The sequence below is a fragment of the Geodermatophilus dictyosporus genome (assembly GCF_900115505.1).
GTDB classification, from domain to species: Bacteria; Actinomycetota; Actinomycetes; order Mycobacteriales; family Geodermatophilaceae; genus Geodermatophilus; species Geodermatophilus dictyosporus.
In genome coordinates, this window is the sequence record NZ_FOWQ01000003.1 from 373,473 (window position 1) to 389,668 (window position 16,196).

Here is a 16,196-nt window from a genome sequence, read left to right on the forward strand (position 1 = left end):
AGGCGCCGGGAACAGGGGACCGGCTGCGCCGTTGGTGCGGGTGACGGCACGCCCACAGGGGGTCGCCAGACGGTGTCGTTCCGTCGACGTGGCCTACCGTGGCCCGCCGAGGGGGCGCACCGGAGCCGACCACCGCGCACCGCGCCGCCACGAGACAGCACCACCGACAGGAGCACCGTGCCCACGAAGACCGCGAAGACCGGCGCGAGCGCCGGCCGCACCGCCGGCGGCCCCAGCACGCCCGCCCGACGCCGGACCGCCGCCACGGGGGCCGGCCGGCCGCTGGTCATCGTGGAGTCGCCGACCAAGGCCGGGAAGATCGCCGGCTACCTCGGCAACGGCTACGTCGTGGAGGCGAGCGTCGGGCACATCCGCGACCTGCCCCGCAACGCCGCCGACGTGCCCGCCGAGCACAAGGGTGCCTCCTGGGCGCGGCTCGGGGTGGACGTCGACAACGCCTTCGAGCCGCTGTACGTGGTCAGCCCCGACCGCAAGCAGCAGGTCACCCGGCTCAAGCAGCTCGTCAAGGACGCCAGCGAGGTCTACCTCGCCACCGACGAGGACCGCGAGGGCGAGGCCATCGCCTGGCACCTGGTCGACACGCTCAAGCCGCGGGTGCCGGTGCGCCGGATGGTCTTCCACGAGATCACCCCCGAGGCCATCGCCCGCGCGGTGGCCAACCCGCGCGAGCTCGACACCGCGCTCGTCGACGCGCAGGAGACCCGCCGCATCCTCGACCGGCTCTACGGCTACGAGGTCAGCCCGGTCCTGTGGAAGAAGGTGCTGCCCAAGCTCTCGGCCGGCCGTGTGCAGTCGGTGGCCACCCGCATCGTGGTCGAGCGGGAGCGGGAGCGGATGGCGTTCACCGCGGCCGACTACTGGTCGCTCGACGGCGTCTTCGCCGTCCCCGGCCGGACGGGGACCGACGCGGGCGAGCCGACGACGCTGCGCGCCCGCCTGGTCAGCGTCGACGACAGCCGCGTGGCGACCGGCCGCGACTTCGACCCGGCCACCGGGCAGGTCACCGGCGACGTCGTGCACCTCGACGAGGCCGGTGCCCGCGGGCTGGCCGCCCGGCTCGAGGGGCGCCAGGTCACCGTCAGCCGGGTCGACGAGAAGCCCTACCGGCGCCGTCCCTACGCGCCGTTCACCACCTCGACGCTGCAGATGGAGGCCGGTCGCAAGCTCGGCTGGTCCTCGGCGCAGGTCATGCGGGTGGCGCAGCGGCTCTACGAGAACGGCCACATCACCTACATGCGGACCGACTCGACCAACCTCTCCAACGAGGCGATCAACGCCGCCCGCACCCAGGCCCGCGAGCTCTACGGCGACGCGTACGTCCCGGCCGAGGCCCGCCGCTACAGCAAGAAGGCCAAGGGCGCGCAGGAGGCGCACGAGGCGATCCGGCCGGCCGGCGACTCCTTCCGGACGCCGGGCCAGCTGGCCGGTCAGCTCGCGCGCGACGAGTTCCGGCTCTACGAGCTGATCTGGCAGCGCACCGTCGCCTCGCAGATGGCCGACGCCGTGGGGCAGACCGTCAGCATCCGGCTGGCCGGCCGCAGCACCACCGACGAGCGCGTCGAGTTCACCGCGTCGGGGCGCACCATCACCTTCCCCGGCTTCCTGCGCGCCTACGTCGAGTCCCGCGACGAGGGTCCCGGCGGCGAGGACGAGCACGGCAGCGACGACGCCGAGCGGCGGCTGCCCCGCGTCGAGCGCGGCCAGCAGCTCGACACCCAGCAGCTCGAGCCCAAGGGGCACACCACGTCGCCGCCGTCCCGCTACACCGAGCCGAGCCTGGTCGCCCGGCTGGAGGAGCTCGGCATCGGCCGCCCGTCGACCTACGCGTCGATCATGCAGACGATCCAGGACCGCGGGTACGTGTGGAAGAAGGGGTCGGCGCTGGTGCCCTCCTTCGTCGCCTTCGCGGTGGTCAACCTGCTGGAGCAGCACTTCGCCGCGCTCGTCGACTACGACTTCACCGCGTCGCTGGAGAACGAGCTCGACGAGATCGCCAGCGGGTCGCTGGGCCGGGTCGACTGGCTGACCGAGTTCTACTTCGGCGGCGAGGGCCGGCACGCCGGCGGCATCGCGGCCTCCGGCGGCCTGAAGACCGTCATCGGCCAGCAGCTGGAGGAGATCGACGCACGCGGCGTCAACTCCATCCCGCTGCGCGCCACGGGGCCGAACGGCGAGCCGGTCGTGGTCCGGGTCGGGCGCTACGGGCCCTACCTGCAGGCCGGCGGTGAGGACGGGCCGCGGGTCAGCATCCCCGAGGACCTCGCCCCCGACGAGCTGACGGGCGAGAAGGTCGCCGAGCTGCTCGCCGCGCCCTCGGGCGACCGTGAGCTGGGCACCGACCCCGACAGCGGCTCCCCGGTCGTGGTCAAGGCCGGCCGCTACGGCCCCTACGTGACCACCGTCGTCCCCGAGGGCAGCAAGGAGGCCCCGCGCACGGCGAGCCTGTTCTCCTCGATGTCGCCGGAGACGGTCACCCTCGAGCAGGCGCTGCAGCTGCTGACGCTCCCGCGCACCGTGGGCACCGCCCCCGACGGCGAGGAGATCCAGGCCCTCAACGGCCGCTACGGGCCCTACCTCAAGAAGGGCACCGACTCGCGCTCGCTGGAGGACGAGCAGCGGCTGTTCACCGTCACCCTCGACGAGGCGCTGGCGATCTTCGCCCAGCCCAAGCAGCGGGGGCGGCGGGCCGCGGCCGCACCGCTCAAGGAGCTGGGGCCCGACCCTGTGACGCAGGGCCAGATCACCGTCCGCGAGGGCCGCTTCGGTCCCTACGTGACCGACGGCGAGACCAACGCGAGCCTGCGCAAGGGCGACGAGGTCGAGACGATCTCCCTCGACCGCGCCGCCGAACTGCTGGCCGACCGGCGCAGCCGCCCCGCCGCCACGAAGAAGAAGGCGGCCAAGAAGGCCACGAAGACGACGGCGGCCACGAAGACGACGGCGGCCACGAAGACGACGGCGGCCACGAAGACCACCGCGGCGAAGAAGACGACCGCCAAGAAGACGACCGCCAGGAAGACGACCGCGAAGAAGGCCGCCTCCGACGCCGTCCCCGCGAGCTGACCCCGGCCGTGACCGGCACGACCGACCCCGCCGACTGGGACCAGCGGCGGACGTCGTTCGGGTCGGTCGCGGCCGACTACGCCGCACTGCGCCCGGGCTACCCGCCCGACGCCGTCGCGTTCCTGCTGGGCGAGCGGCCGCTGCGGGTGCTCGACCTGGGCGCCGGCACCGGCCTGCTCACCGACGTCCTGGTCGCCGCCGGGCACGAGGTGGTCGCGGTCGACCCGTCACCGCCGATGCTCGACCAGCTGCGCGCCCGCCACCCCGGCGTCCCGGCGCACGTCGGCGGCGCCGAGGAGGTGCCGCTGCCCGACGGCAGCGTCGACGCCGTCGTCGCCGGGCAGGCCGCGCACTGGTTCGACCCGGACGCGGCAGCACCCGAGCTGCGGCGGGTGCTGCGGCCCGGCGGTGTGGTCGGGTTCGTCTGGAACGTCCGCGACGAGCGGGTGCCGTGGGTCGCCGCCCTCGGCGCCGCCCTGGCCGCCGAGGCCCGCGGGCACGAGGCCGACCAGGGCGTGGTCGCGCAGTTCGCCCGCGCGCTCCCGGCCGACGTGGCGACCCACGGGTCGGCCACCGTGCAGCGGGGAACGCCCGAGCAGGTCGTCGGCGGCATCGGCACCCGCAGCTACGTCGCCACGATGACCCCGGTGGCCCGCGAGGCCTTCCTCGGCGGCATCCGCGACCTGCTGGCCGGCCACCCCGGCACCCGGGGCGGCGAGGTCCTCGAGCTGCCGTACCGCACCGACGCCTACCGGCTCACCCCGCGCTGAGCGGCGCCCGGCCGACGGCGAACACCCGGCGGAACGGCAGCACCGTCGTCCCGTCCGGCCGCGCCGGGTAGGCCGCCCGCAGCGCCGCGGCGTACTCCGCGGTGAGCGCGGCCGCCCCGTCGTCGTCCAGCAGCGCCAGCACCGGCCGCAGCACGGTGCTGCGCACCCAGCCCAGCACCGGGTCGGCTCCCCGCAGCACGTGCAGGTACGTCGTCTCCCACACGTCGGGGGCCAGGCCCGCGCCCGCCAGCACGTCGAGGTAGCCGGCCGGCTCGAGCACCGCGTCCGGCGGGGGAGCGGCGGCGGCCAGCTGCGCGGCCCAGGCCGGCGAGGTGCACAGGTCGGCCAGCAGCCGGTGCGTCGGGGCGGTGTGGTTGCCCGGCACCTGCACGGCCAGCCACCCGCCCGGCGCCAGCAGGTCGGCCCACCGGGAGAGCAGCGCGGCGTGCCCGGGCACCCAGTGCAGGACGGCGTTGCTCACCAGGACGTCGACCGGCCCGGCCGGCCGCCAGTCCCGCACGTCGCCGCGCACGAAGTCCACCCGGCCGGGGACGGCGTGGGCGGCCGCGGCGGCGAGCATCTCCGGTGAGGAGTCCACGCCGGTCACCCGCGCGTCCGGCCACCGCGCCGCCAGCGAGGCGGTGAGCGCGCCCTCGCCGCAGCCGAGGTCGGCGACGGCCCGCGGCGCGTCGGCGCCCACCCGGGCGAGCAGGTCGGCGAAGGGCCGGGCGCGCTCCCCGGCGTGGCGCAGGTAGAGCGCGGGGTCCCAGGCGGCGTCCACGGGACCCGACCGTAGAGCCCCGGGGGCGTCGGACCCGGCCGGTACCGTGGACCGGCCGCCGGGAGGCCCGGCCGCCGCACGCCTCGAGGGAGCCCCGCGATCGACGTCCACCCGCGCCCGCCCGGCCGCGGGCTGTTCGTCGCCCTCGAGGGTGGTGAGGGCACCGGCAAGTCCACTCAGGCGCGGCTGCTCCTCGACTGGCTCGGCCTGCACGAGCTGCCCGCGCGGCTCACCCACGAGCCCGGCGGCACCGCGCCCGGCGCCCGCATCCGCTCCCTGCTGCTCGACCCGGCCACCGGCGACCTCGCGCCCCGCGCCGAGGCGCTGCTCTACGCCGCCGACCGCGCCCACCACGTGCACGCGGTGGTGCGACCGGCGCTGGAGGCCGGCGAGGTCGTGGTCACCGACCGCTACGTCGACAGCTCGCTGGCCTACCAGGGCGCCGGCCGCACCCTCGACCTCGACGAGGTGCGCCGCATCTCGGCCTGGGCCACCGGCGGGCTGGTGCCCGACCTGACCGTGCTGCTCGACCTGCCGCCGGAGACCGGGCTCGCCCGCGCGCTCGGCCGCGCCGCCGCCGACCGCCTGGAGTCGGAGTCGCTGGAGTTCCACCAGCGGGTCCGCGCCACCTTCCGCGCGCTGGCCGCCGCCGACCCCGGCCGCTACCTGGTCCTCGACGCGGAACGGCCGGCGGAGGAGATCGCCGCCGCCGTCCGCGAGCGGGTCGGCGCCCTGCTGCCCGGGCGGGTCGCGTGAGCGCCACCGCCGACGGCGTCTGGGGGCGGGTGATCGGCCAGCCCGGCGTGGTGGCCGAGCTGCGGGCCGCCGTCGCCGACCCGGCGGCGATGACCCACGCGTGGCTGTTCACGGGCCCGCCGGGGTCGGGCCGCTCGGTCGCCGCCCGGGCCTTCGCCGCCGCGCTGCAGTGCCCCGACGGCGGGGACGGCACCTGCCACGCCTGCCGCACCGTGCTGGCCGGCACCCACGCCGACGTGCAGACGGTCGTCCCCGAGGGGCTGTCCATCGGCGTCGTGGAGGCCCGCGAGCTGGTGCGGCTGGCCGGACGGGCGCCGTCGCAGGGCCGGTGGCAGGTCGTCGTCGTCGAGGACGCCGACCGGATGACCGAGCAGGCGGCGAACGCGGTGCTCAAGATGATCGAGGAACCGCCGCCGCGGACGGTGTTCCTCCTGTGCGCCCCGAGCCTGCACCCCGAGGACGTCCCGGTCACCATCCGCTCCCGGTGCCGCGTGGTCGGCCTGCGCACGCCGCCGGTCGACGCCGTCGCCGACGTGCTCGTGCGCCGCGACGGCATCGACCCGGCGCTGGCGGCCTGGGCGGCCGGCGCCGCCGGCGGGCACGTCGGGCGGGCCCGGCACCTCGCCCGCGACGAGACCGCCCGGCTGGCCCGCAAGGCCGTGCTCGACGTCCCGCTGCGGTTGGTCTCGCTAGCCGCCTGCCTCACCGCCGCCGACGACCTCGTCGGCGCGGCCAGGGAGGAGTCCGACCGGGCCGCCGCGGAGCTCGACGGCGCCGAGACCGAGGCGGTCAAGGCCAGCCTCGGCGTCGGCGCCCGCGGGCCGGGCGTGGCCGCCGCCAGCCGCGGCGCCGGTGTGCTCAAGGACCTGGAGAAGCGGCAGCGGAGCCGGGCCACGCGCATCGGCCGGGACTCGCTCGACCGCGCGCTGGTCGACCTCGCCGGGCTCTACCGCGACGCCCTGGTGCTGCACGCCGCGCCGGGGGAGCAGCTGCCGCTCAACCACCCCGACCGGCGGGCCGACGCCGAGGACCTCGCCGCCCGGATCGGTGCCGAGGGGGCCCTGCGCCGCATCGACGCCGTCCTGGCCTGCCGGACGGCGCTCGAGCAGAACGTGAAGCCGCAGGTCGCCGTCGAGGCGCTCACCGTGGCGCTGCGCCTCCCGTCCTGAGGGCCACCCTGCGCGGTCGGTGGGGAGCCGTGACGTAGGCTGTGCACCGCACGCCCGCCGCCTTAGCTCAGTCGGTAGAGCATCTCACTCGTAATGAGAAGGTCGTCGGTTCGATTCCGACAGGCGGCTCTCCTCGCGCCGACGGCCGTGGTGCTGACCGTGGGGTCACATCGGTTCCCGCGCCGGGCGACGGGGGCGCCAGGCGCCGACCCGGTTGGCCAGCCGGTGGCCGGGCCGCTCGACCCAGCGGTAGAACAGCCAGCCGTACCCGAGCGAGAGCGGGAGGGCGAGCAGGCCCACCAGGACGAGCGGACCGCCGTCGAGCTGGAAGGCCAGCGCGACGACCAGGGGCTCGTGCACGAGGTAGAGGCTGAAGGACACCGTGCCCAGCCACGCGGCCGGCCGGGTGGTCAGCAGGCGCACCGCGGCGGGCCACAGCGCGGCCAGCACGACCAGCACCGTCGCCGACAGCGGGCTGAGCACGTACAGCACGTGCAGGACCAGCGGGGGTGCGTCGACGGCGATGGCGAGCCAGCGCAGCACCAGGACCACCAGGCTGATCGAGAACAGCGACCCCCAGACGAGACCGGGGCGGGGGCGGCGCTCGATCCGCTGCGCGAGCGCGCGCAGGGAGTCCAGGTGGACGGCGACGAGGGTGCCGAGCGCGAACACGGGCAGGTAGAACAGCCAGCCGCGGCCGGCCACCGCGCCGACGGCCGTCGTCACCACGGTGAGGACGACGACGAGCGGCCACAGCCGCGGCCACCGGCACCCCGCCAGCAGGTAGAGGGGCAGGCCCAGGGAGAACAGGACCTCCCAGCGCAGTGACCACAGCGGGCCGTTGAGCGTCGACGTGCCGCCGATCAGCACGAGGTCACCGAGCAGGTTGCTCGCGGTCAGCGACCCCACGTGGGCGTTGAGCCACGTCCCCGCCCCGGGCACCGGCTCCTCGGGCAGGAGGAGGTACCAGCCCACGGCGAGGACGAGGGACACCCACACGGGGAGGTAGAGCCGCACCAGCCGGCTCGGGTAGTACGCCCTCCAGGAGAACCCGGCCCGCTGGGCGGCCAGCGTCAGCACCACGCCGCTGAGCACGAAGAAGACCGACACCGCCTCCTCGCCGGCCCACAGCGCGCGCAGCGGCGTGTGCACCAGCCACCAGTCGAGGCGGCTCCCTGGGACCTCCCTGTCCGTGTAGACGGGGTCGGCCAGGGTCGGCCACACCAGCATGCAGTGGTACACGACCACCACCAGCGCAGCGACACCGCGCAGCCCGTCCAGGGACGGGAGGCGTCCCGTCGTGACACCTCCGGCCGCTCTGCTCGCGCCCATGGTCACCCTCGTGCCCGCTGAGGCCCATGCAGGGTGCAGGACGACGCGGTCCTGCGCCATACGGGAGCGCGCCCGGTCCCTGGGCACCGGGTGTCCCACGTGTTGCCGGCCGACGCCGAGGAGCCGCGGTCGACCTCGTCTGCCGCCCGGCGCCGGTGCGGCGTCGACCGGACGGGCGTCGTGCTCCCCGACCGTCGTCCCCGTCCGGTAGACAGCGAGGCGCGACCGCACCGACGGAGGGAGACCCCGATGAGCACCGCCACCAGCAGCGACCCGCGGTCGCCGGCCGCTCACGCCGCCGACAGCCACGACCTGATCCGCGTGCTCGGCGCCCGGCAGAACAACCTCAAGGACGTCAGCGTCGAGATCCCGAAGCGCCGGCTGACGGTGTTCACCGGCGTCTCCGGCTCGGGCAAGAGCTCGCTGGTGTTCGGCACGATCGCCGCGGAGTCCCAGCGGCTGATCAACGAGACCTACAGCGCCTTCGTGCAGGGCTTCATGCCGTCCCTGTCGCGGCCGGAGGTGGACCTGCTCGAGGGCCTGACGACGGCGATCATCGTCGACCAGGAGCGCATGGGCGCCAACCCGCGCTCCACCGTCGGCACCGCCACGGACGCGAACGCGATGCTCCGCATCCTGTTCAGCCGGCTCGGCACGCCGCACGTCGGTCCCCCCACCGCGTTCTCGTTCAACGTCCCGACGCGCAAGGCGAGCGGGGTGATGAGCACCGAGAAGGCCGGCGGCCGGGTCGAGAAGAACGTGGTGCGCGACGTCGTCTACCTGGGCGGCATGTGCCCGCGGTGCGAGGGCATGGGCTCGGTCTCCGACTTCGACCTCACGGCCCTCTACGACGGGTCGAGGTCGCTGAACGAGGGCGGCCTGATGGTCCCCGGCTACAGCGTGGAGGGCTGGTACGGCCGCCTCTTCCAGGGCATCGGCCTGGACCTGGACAAGCCGATCGGGGAGTACACGAGGAAGGAGATGGACGCCCTCCTCCACGCGGAGCCGACGAAGATCAAGGTCGAGGGCATCAACCTCACGTACGAGGGCGTGATCCCGAAGGTCCAGAAGTCGATGCTCTCCAAGGACGTCGACTCGCTGCAGCCGCACGTCCGGCGCTTCGTCGAGCGCGTGATCACGTTCCAGACCTGCCCCGGGTGCGACGGCACGCGGCTGACCCCGGAGGCCCGGTCGTCGCGGATCGGCGGGGAGAACATCGCCGACCTCTGCGCCATGCAGATCAGCGACCTGGCCGACTGGGTCCGCGCCCTGGACGAGCCGTCGGTCGCGCCGCTGCTCACCGGGCTGCAGCACCTGCTCGACTCGTTCTCCGAGATCGGGCTGGGCTACCTCTCCCTCGACCGGCCCGCGGGCACGCTGTCCGGGGGAGAGGCGCAGCGCACCAAGATGATCCGCCACCTCGGGTCCTCGCTCACCGACGTCACCTACGTCTTCGACGAGCCCACCATCGGGCTGCACCCGCACGACATCGAGCGGATGAACGGCCTGCTCCTGCAACTGCGGGACAAGGGCAACACGGTGCTCGTCGTCGAGCACAAGCCCGAGACGATCGCGATCGCCGACCACGTCGTCGACCTCGGCCCGCTGGCCGGCACCGCCGGCGGGGAGGTCGTCTACGAGGGCAGCGTCGAGGGGCTCCGCGGGAGCGGCACCCTCACCGGCCGGCACCTCGACGACCGCGCGTCGCTCAAGCCGTCGGTCCGGACGCCGACCGGGTGGCTCGAGGTGCGCGCCGCCGCGACCCACAACCTGCGCGACGTCGACGTCGACCTCCCGCTCGGCGTCCTCTGCGTGGTCACCGGCGTCGCCGGCTCCGGCAAGAGCTCGCTGATCCACGGCTCCGTCGCGCCGCGGGACGGCGTCGTGGTCGTCGACCAGGGCGCGATCCGCGGCTCGCGGCGGAGCAACCCGGCCACCTACACCGGCCTGCTCGAGCCGATCCGCAAGGCGTTCGCCAAGGCCAACGGCGTGAAGCCCGCCCTGTTCAGCTCCAACTCCGAGGGCGCCTGCCCGAGCTGCAACGGGGCCGGCGTCATCTACACCGAGCTCGGTGTCATGGCGACGGTCGAGTCCCCGTGCGAGGAGTGCGAGGGCCGGCGGTTCCAGGCCTCGGTGCTCGAGTACACCCTGGGCGGCCGGGACATCGCCGAGGTGCTCGCCATGTCGGTGACCCAGGCCGAGGAGTTCTTCGGCTCGGGCGAGGCGCGGACACCGGCCGCGCACGCGGTCCTCGACCGGCTGGCCGACGTCGGGCTCGGCTACCTCACGCTCGGCCAGCCGCTGACCACGCTGTCCGGCGGCGAGCGGCAGCGGCTCAAGCTGGCCACGCAGATGGCCGAGAGGGGCGGCCCGGGGTCCACGAGCGTCTACGTCCTCGACGAGCCCACCACCGGCCTGCACCTCGCCGACGTCGAGAACCTGCTCGCGCTGCTCGACCGGCTCGTCGACGCCGGCCGCTCGGTGGTCGTCATCGAGCACCACCAGGCGGTCATGGCCCACGCCGACTGGATCGTCGACCTCGGCCCCGGGGCCGGCCACGACGGCGGTCGCGTGGTCTTCGAGGGCACGCCGGCCGACCTCGTCGCCGCCCGGTCCACCCTCACCGGGGAGCACCTGGCCGCCTACGTCGGCGGGTAGGGGCGCGCGTACCCCGGACGGGGGATCCGATCGCGGACTCCGCTCACGTCGGGTCAGGTCGGTGCCGATCTGTTCTGCATAGACCCCGGGGGGACGTCCTCCGGGCGGGCGAGCAGGAGGACGGGCATGGCGACGCCGGGAGTGGACCACCCGGAGGAGCGGGCGGTCGTCGACGTGAAGGCCGAGAGCCGTGACGACGTGCTGCTCAGCTTCGTCGAGCAGGTCTCGGGCGGCGAGATGGTGCTCAGCGTGGGCACCGACGCCGCGAAGCGCCGGGTGCGCCTCGACGTCGGCGAGCACGTCGAGCTGATCTGGCGCGGGCCCGACGAGTTGCGCTCGGTCCCGGCCGAGCTGGTCGAGGTCGGCGGGGGTGACGCCCCCACGTGGCGGATCCGCGCCACCGGGCCCGCCTCACGCGGGCAGCGCCGGGCGGCCGTCCGTACCCCGCTGGCGCTGCCCCTGGAGCTGGAGCTCGACAAGGTCGTCCTCGGCGGCGCCACCCTCGACCTCAGCGAGGGCGGCAGCCGCTGCCTGTTCGTCGAGCCGCCCGCAGGGGCGCCGGCGATCGAGGTCGGCGCCGTCCTCGGGGTGGCCCTCGACCTCGACGGCACCCGCATGCGCTTCGACGCGGAGGTGATCCGCCGTCACGAGCGGGAGGACGGGCGCCCGGAGCTGTCCCTGCGCTTCCTCGGGCTCGGCGAGAAGCGGCAGGACACCATCCGGCGCCGGGTCTTCGCCGAGCTGCGCGACCTGCGTTCGCGGGGCGTGATCTAGCCGTCCCGGCTGCAGAGGCAGCCCCCGTCTGCCGATGCACCCGGGGACGGGACGGCGCGCCGCCGCCCCGCGGGCGCGCGAGGAGGGCCGTGTGGCGAGGGTGCTGGTCGTCGAGGACGAGGACACCACCCGGCTGCTGCTCGAGGCCCGCCTGCGCTGGGCCGGCCACCGGGTGCGCGCCGTCGCCTCGGCGCCGGAGGCGCGCGCGGTGATCGAGCACGCCTTCACCCCGGAGGTCGTGGTCACCGACATGTTCATGCCCGGCGGCAGCGGCCTGGGCCTGGTCTCCGACCTGCGCGCCGACCCCGGGTCGGCCACCGTCCCGGTCGTCTTCCTCAGCGGCCGGGCGCTGCCCGGCGACGTCGCCGCCGGCCGGGCCCTCGGCGCGGCCTACCTGCACAAGCCCTGCACCGTCGGGGAGCTGACCGCGGCCATCGACGAGGTGCTCGGCGCCCCCGAGACGGCGCTGGAGGGCGTGGTGCGCCAGCGCGTCGGCGACCTGGGTGCCGTCGACGGCGACGAGGAGCGCGACCTCGTCGCCACGCTGCTCGAGGTCTTCGTCGAGCAGGCCCCCGCCGCGGTCGCCGCCATCGAGTCGGCGGCGGCCGCCGGCGACGTCGCGCTGTTCGGCCGGGCCGCCCACCGGCTGCGCGGCGCCGCGGCCAACCTGGGCGCCGAGCCGCTGGCCCGCGCCTGCGCCGGCTGGGACGACGCCGCGGCCGAGGGCACCCTGCCCGATCCCGCCGAGGTGTCGGCCGTCCTCGCCCGCGAGGTGCCGGCCACCTGCGCCGTGTTCGCCGCGCTGGCCGCCGAGCTGCGGCACGGGCCACCCGAGGACGCCGACCCCGGGGACTGACGCCGTCGGCCAGGATGCCGCCGTGGACAGAGCCCGGCTCAGCGCGATCGCCCACCGCTGGCACCCCGTCGCCGCCCCCGTCTCCGGCGAGGGCCTGCACCGCCTCCTCGACCGGCTGGACCCGCCGCCGCAGGGCCGGGTGCTCGACCTCGGCTGCGGTTCCGGCGCCTGGCTGGTACCGCTGGTGGCCGCCCACCCCGGGCTGACCGGCGTCGGCGTGGACACCTCCGGCCCGGCCCTGGACGCCGCCCGCGACCGTGCCGCGATGGCCGGCGTGCTGGGCCGGGTCGAGTTCGTGGCGGCCGACGCCGCGACCTGGCGGGCCGGGCGGTTCGACGCCGTCGTCTGCGTCGGCGCCACGCACGTCTTCGGCGGCCCGGCCGGCACGCTCGCGGCGCTGCGCGGGCACCTGCGCCCGGGCGGGCGGGTGCTCTTCGGCGACGGCTTCTGGGAGGCCGGCCCGAGCCCGGCGGCGCTGGCCGGCCTGGGTGCCGGGCCGGGGGAGCTGCCCGACCTGCCCGGGCTGCTCGCCGAGCTGGGCCGCGCGGGCCTGGAGCCCGGCTACGGCCACCTGAGCACCCGGGCCGAGTGGGACGAGTACGAGTGGTGCTGGACCGGCGCGCTCACCGAGTGGGCCCTCACCGAGGCCCCCGACGCCGACCGCGAGGCCGCGTTGGAGGCCGCTCGCGCCCACCGCCGGCAGTGGCTGGAGGGCTACCGCGGCGAGCTGGGCTTCCTCACCGTCGTCCTGCACGACAGGGATGGCTGACCCGCCCCGCACACGACGCCGGCGGTGCCCCCCGGTGGGGTGCACCGCCGTGCGTCGTCCGTCGTGCGCTCGGGAGGGGCCGGGCCCCTCGGGCCGTCAGTGGCCGCCGGCCTCCGCGGCCCGCTTGATCGAGGCCTCGATCTCGGCCTGGGCCTCGGCGCGGCCCACCCAGTTGGCGCCCTCCACCGACTTGCCCGGCTCGAGGTCCTTGTAGGTCTCGAAGAAGTGCTGGATCTCCAGCCGGTCGAACTCCGAGACGTCGGTGATGTCCTGGAGGTGGGCCATGCGGGGGTCGGTGGCCGGCACGGTGAGGACCTTGTCGTCCCCACCTGCCTCGTCGGTCATCCGGAACATGCCGATGGCCCGGCAGGTGATCAGGCACCCGGGGAACGTCGGCTCCTCCAGCAGCACCAGGGCGTCGAGCGGGTCGCCGTCGAGGCCCAGGGTGTTCTCGATGTACCCGTAGTCGGCCGGGTACCGGGTGGAGGTGAACAGCATCCGGTCGAGCCGGATGCGGCCGGTGGCGTGGTCCAGCTCGTACTTGTTCCGCTGGCCCTTGGGGATCTCTACCGTCACGTCGAACTGCACGGCACGTAGTGTGGCCCACCGGTATCAGGCTCACCGGTGCAGGTCCGCCCGGGGGTCACTCCCTGGGGGTGGGAACGATCGTGCCGAGCGGGTCGACGTCGGTCACGCCGAGCTACGGGCGGCTGCGCAGACGACTCCTGGTGACCGTCGTGGCGCTCGTGGTCGTCGCCGCGCTGGTGGTGGCCGGGCTGCTGTTCCTGCGCGGGGACGACGTCACCCCGGACGCCGCCGACGGCCCGGGCGCGGTGCTGCCCGACGTCGGCGCACCGGCGCCCGTGCTCGCCGCGCTGCCCGACGACGCCCCCGCGCCCGACCCCGACGCGCTCGGCACGCTGCTGACGCCGCTGCTGGCCGCACCGGCGCTGGGCGGCGGCGTCTCGGCCGAGGTGGTCGACGTCGCCGGCGGGCGGACCCTCTTCGCGCTGGGCGCCGACGACCCGGTCACCCCGGCCTCGACGGCCAAGCTGCTCACCGCGGCCGCCGCGCTGACCGCCATCGACCCCGAGGACACCCTCGAGACGCGCGTCGTCGCCGGGGCCGGCCCGGGCGAGGTGGTGCTCGTCGGCGGCGGCGACCCCACCCTGTCCACGACGGCGCCCTCGCTGACCTACCCGGGCGCCCCGACCGTCGCCGACCTCGCCGCGCAGGTGCGGGCCGCACTGCCCGCCGGGGCGGCGGTGACCCGCGTCGTCGTCGACAACTCGCTGTTCGAGGGCCCGCTGACGGCGGAGGGCTGGGGGCCGGAGGACGCGCCGTCGACCTACGCGGCGCCGGTCACCGCCACCGCCGTCGACGGCGCCCGGCTCCGGCCCGGCGAGGACCCGCGCAGCGGCGCGCCGGGCACCGACGCCGGGCGCGCGCTGGCCGCGGCGCTGAGCGTCCCCGGTGCGACGGTCGAGCTCGGTGCGGCGCCCGAGGGCGCGGAGACGCTGGGCAGCGTCCGGTCGGCCCCGGTGGCCCGCCTGGTGGAGCAGGCGCTGTCGCAGTCGGACAACCTGCTCGCCGAGTCGCTGTCGCGCCACGTCGCGCTGGCCAGCGACCTGCCGGCGACCTTCGACGGCGCGGCGCAGGCGGTGACCGGCGCCCTGGAGGAGGCCGGCCTGGACGTCTCCGACGTCGAGCTGTACGACGGCAGCGGGCTGTCCCGGCTGGACCTCGTCACCCCGGCGGTGCTCACCGAGCTGCTCGGCGGCGCCGCCGACGGCTCGCTCGCGGGAGCCTCGGCGGTCCTGTCCGGCCTCGCGGTGGCCGGCTACGACGGCACGCTGGCCGACCGCGGCGACCCCGCCGCCCCGCCCGGCACCGTTCGCGCCAAGACCGGGACCCTGCTCGGCGTGCACGGCCTCGCCGGCACCGTCGTCACCGCCGACGGCCGGCTGCTGGCCTACGCACTGGTGGCCAACGGCACCTCCGGCGGCGGTGGCCCCGAGGAGGCCGCGCTCGACGCCGTGGCCTCCGCGATGGCCGCCTGCGGTTGCTCCTGACGGACTGGAACGGCCCCCCTCCAGGGGCCCGCGCCGAGCCTGCGAGGCGTGGGGGGAAGGGGGGTCCTTCTCCCGCGTAGGGTGAGCCGATGAGCAGCAGTGCACTGGTCGACTGGCAGCTCGCCGGGCGCACCGCCCGCCGGCTGACCGGGCCCGGGCCGGAGACCACCCGCGAGGAGGCCGCGGCCGTCGTCGCGGAGCTGCACCGGGCCTCGGCCACCGCGGTGGCGCACGTCGAGGGCCTCACCGGCCTGCGCCCGGTCGAGGGCGGACCGGTCCCCGAGGTCGCCGTCGTCGACCGGCCGGGCTGGATCGACGCCAACACCGCGGGCATGGCCGCGCTGCTCGACCCGCTGGCCGGCGCGCTCCTCGAGCGGTCGGAGAGCCGCCCCGGCCCGCTGGCCACCGCGATCGGCTCGCGCGCCACCGGCGTGCAGGCCGGCGGCCTGCTGGCCTTCCTGTCCTCGCGCGTGCTGGGCCAGTACGAGGTCTTCGGCACCGGCGGCCGGCTGCTGCTCGTCGCGCCGAACATCGTCGACGCCGAGCGCCGGATGGGCGTCGACCCGTCGGACTTCCGGCTCTGGGTGTGCCTGCACGAGGTCACCCACCAGCTGCAGTTCACCGCCTTCCCGTGGCTGCAGGACCACCTGGAGGCGCAGATCGGCGAGTTCGTGCAGGCCACCGACCTGTCCCCGGACGCGCTGCGCGACCGCGTGGCCGACCTGGTCCGCGGCATCGGCGACGCCGTCCGCGGCGGGGACGACGACGCCGGCTCCCAGGGCCTGATGGCGCTGGTCCGCGACCCCGCGCAGCGTGCCGTGCTCGACCGGGTCACCGCGGTGATGAGCCTGGTCGAGGGGCACGCCGAGTTCGTCATGGACGGCGTCGGCCCCGACGTGGTGCCCTCCGTGCGCACGCTGCGCAAGCGCTTCGCCCAGCGCCGCAAGGGCCGCGGCCCGCTCGACCGCGTGCTGCGCCGGCTGCTGGGCCTGGAGCAGAAGATGAAGCAGTACGCCGACGGGCGGACCTTCGTCGGGGGCGTCGTCGACCGGGTCGGCATGGACGGCTTCAACCGGGTCTGGTCGGGGCCGGAGACGCTGCCGCTGGTCGAGGAGCTCACCGACCCCGCCCGCTGGGTCGAGCGGGTGCACGGCCGCCCCGCCGTCCCCGCCTGA

At 75.8% G+C, this 16,196-nt stretch carries 13 protein-coding genes and 1 tRNA gene; 11 read left to right on the forward strand and 3 right to left on the reverse strand.

Translation table 11 applies throughout. The features are described from left to right. Positions 1 to 177 precede the first annotated feature (177 nt). Together topA and BMZ33_RS09050 are read left to right on the forward strand one after the other, a co-directional pair. Positions 178 to 3,084: a type I DNA topoisomerase gene (topA, locus tag BMZ33_RS09045; protein ID WP_091109223.1), complete on the forward strand. Its 2,907-nt coding sequence runs from the start codon at positions 178 to 180 to the stop codon at positions 3,082 to 3,084. An 8-nt stretch (positions 3,085 to 3,092) separates the two neighbouring features. Continuing rightward, positions 3,093 to 3,854 carry a class I SAM-dependent methyltransferase gene (locus BMZ33_RS09050; RefSeq protein WP_091109224.1) on the forward strand — a complete coding sequence of 254 codons (762 nt, stop codon included), beginning with the start codon at positions 3,093 to 3,095 and terminating at the stop codon, positions 3,852 to 3,854. Here BMZ33_RS09050 and BMZ33_RS09055 read toward each other — a convergent pair. Further along, on the reverse strand, positions 3,841 to 4,635 hold the full coding sequence (locus BMZ33_RS09055) for a trans-aconitate 2-methyltransferase (RefSeq protein WP_091109225.1): 795 nt from the start codon (positions 4,633 to 4,635) through the stop codon (positions 3,841 to 3,843). The genes BMZ33_RS09050 and BMZ33_RS09055 overlap by 14 nt on opposite strands. A gap of 132 nt (positions 4,636 to 4,767) precedes the next feature. Between BMZ33_RS09055 and tmk the strand changes: the two genes are divergently transcribed. From tmk to BMZ33_RS09070, 3 genes are all read left to right on the forward strand, one after another. Continuing rightward, complete coding sequence (gene tmk, locus BMZ33_RS09060; protein WP_280139202.1) at positions 4,768 to 5,391, forward strand: dTMP kinase; 624 nt, start codon at positions 4,768 to 4,770, stop codon at positions 5,389 to 5,391. Further along, positions 5,388 to 6,560 carry a DNA polymerase III subunit delta' gene (locus BMZ33_RS09065; RefSeq protein WP_091109227.1) on the forward strand — a complete coding sequence of 391 codons (1,173 nt, stop codon included), beginning with the start codon at positions 5,388 to 5,390 and terminating at the stop codon, positions 6,558 to 6,560. Before tmk ends, BMZ33_RS09065 begins: the two co-directional genes overlap by 4 nt. Before the next feature lie 56 nt (positions 6,561 to 6,616). Beyond that, a tRNA-Thr gene (locus tag BMZ33_RS09070) sits at positions 6,617 to 6,689 on the forward strand. A 36-nt stretch (positions 6,690 to 6,725) separates the two neighbouring features. Here BMZ33_RS09070 and BMZ33_RS09075 read toward each other — a convergent pair. Next, positions 6,726 to 7,892: an acyltransferase family protein gene (locus tag BMZ33_RS09075; RefSeq protein WP_169064087.1), complete on the reverse strand. Its 1,167-nt coding sequence runs from the start codon at positions 7,890 to 7,892 to the stop codon at positions 6,726 to 6,728. Positions 7,893 to 8,141: 249 nt separating this feature from the next. On the opposite strand from BMZ33_RS09075, the gene BMZ33_RS09080 reads away from it, so the two are divergent. The 4 genes from BMZ33_RS09080 to BMZ33_RS09095 all read left to right on the forward strand — a co-directional run bounded on the left by BMZ33_RS09080 (position 8,142) and on the right by BMZ33_RS09095 (position 12,949). Next, the gene (locus tag BMZ33_RS09080) at positions 8,142 to 10,550 is read left to right on the forward strand and encodes an ATP-binding cassette domain-containing protein (protein WP_091109229.1); all 2,409 of its coding nucleotides are present in this window, start codon (positions 8,142 to 8,144) and stop codon (positions 10,548 to 10,550) included. Positions 10,551 to 10,676: 126 nt separating this feature from the next. Next, positions 10,677 to 11,324 (forward strand): PilZ domain-containing protein, encoded by a 648-nt coding sequence (locus tag BMZ33_RS09085; RefSeq protein ID WP_091109230.1) that lies wholly within the window; start codon positions 10,677 to 10,679, stop codon positions 11,322 to 11,324. Between the two features lie 91 nt (positions 11,325 to 11,415). Continuing rightward, on the forward strand, positions 11,416 to 12,180 hold the full coding sequence (locus BMZ33_RS22635; RefSeq protein WP_169064088.1) for an Hpt domain-containing response regulator: 765 nt from the start codon (positions 11,416 to 11,418) through the stop codon (positions 12,178 to 12,180). Between the two features lie 22 nt (positions 12,181 to 12,202). Continuing rightward, a complete protein-coding gene (locus tag BMZ33_RS09095; RefSeq protein WP_091109231.1) occupies positions 12,203 to 12,949 on the forward strand; it encodes an SAM-dependent methyltransferase in 747 nt (248 codons plus the stop codon). Between the two features lie 96 nt (positions 12,950 to 13,045). Here the strand turns inward: BMZ33_RS09095 and BMZ33_RS09100 are convergent, their stop codons facing one another. After that, on the reverse strand, positions 13,046 to 13,537 hold the full coding sequence (locus BMZ33_RS09100) for an inorganic diphosphatase (protein WP_091109232.1): 492 nt from the start codon (positions 13,535 to 13,537) through the stop codon (positions 13,046 to 13,048). 68 nt (positions 13,538 to 13,605) lie between these two features. On the opposite strand from BMZ33_RS09100, the gene dacB reads away from it, so the two are divergent. Both dacB and BMZ33_RS09110 read left to right on the forward strand, forming a co-directional pair. Next, the gene (gene dacB, locus BMZ33_RS09105; protein ID WP_091109233.1) at positions 13,606 to 15,021 is read left to right on the forward strand and encodes a D-alanyl-D-alanine carboxypeptidase/D-alanyl-D-alanine endopeptidase; all 1,416 of its coding nucleotides are present in this window, start codon (positions 13,606 to 13,608) and stop codon (positions 15,019 to 15,021) included. An 89-nt stretch (positions 15,022 to 15,110) separates the two neighbouring features. Next, positions 15,111 to 16,196 (forward strand): zinc-dependent metalloprotease, encoded by a 1,086-nt coding sequence (locus BMZ33_RS09110; RefSeq protein ID WP_169064089.1) that lies wholly within the window; start codon positions 15,111 to 15,113, stop codon positions 16,194 to 16,196.

Excerpts from the sequence above, each read along its gene's own strand:
- BMZ33_RS09075 (WP_169064087.1), bottom strand. The coding sequence starts at position 7,892 with ATGGGCGCGAGCAGAGCGGCCGGAGGTGTCACGACGGGACGCCTCCCG.
- BMZ33_RS09080 (WP_091109229.1), top strand. The coding sequence starts at position 8,142 with ATGAGCACCGCCACCAGCAGCGACCCGCGGTCGCCGGCCGCTCACGCC.
- BMZ33_RS09085 (WP_091109230.1), top strand. The coding sequence starts at position 10,677 with ATGGCGACGCCGGGAGTGGACCACCCGGAGGAGCGGGCGGTCGTCGAC.
- BMZ33_RS09110 (WP_169064089.1), top strand. The coding sequence starts at position 15,111 with ATGAGCAGCAGTGCACTGGTCGACTGGCAGCTCGCCGGGCGCACCGCC.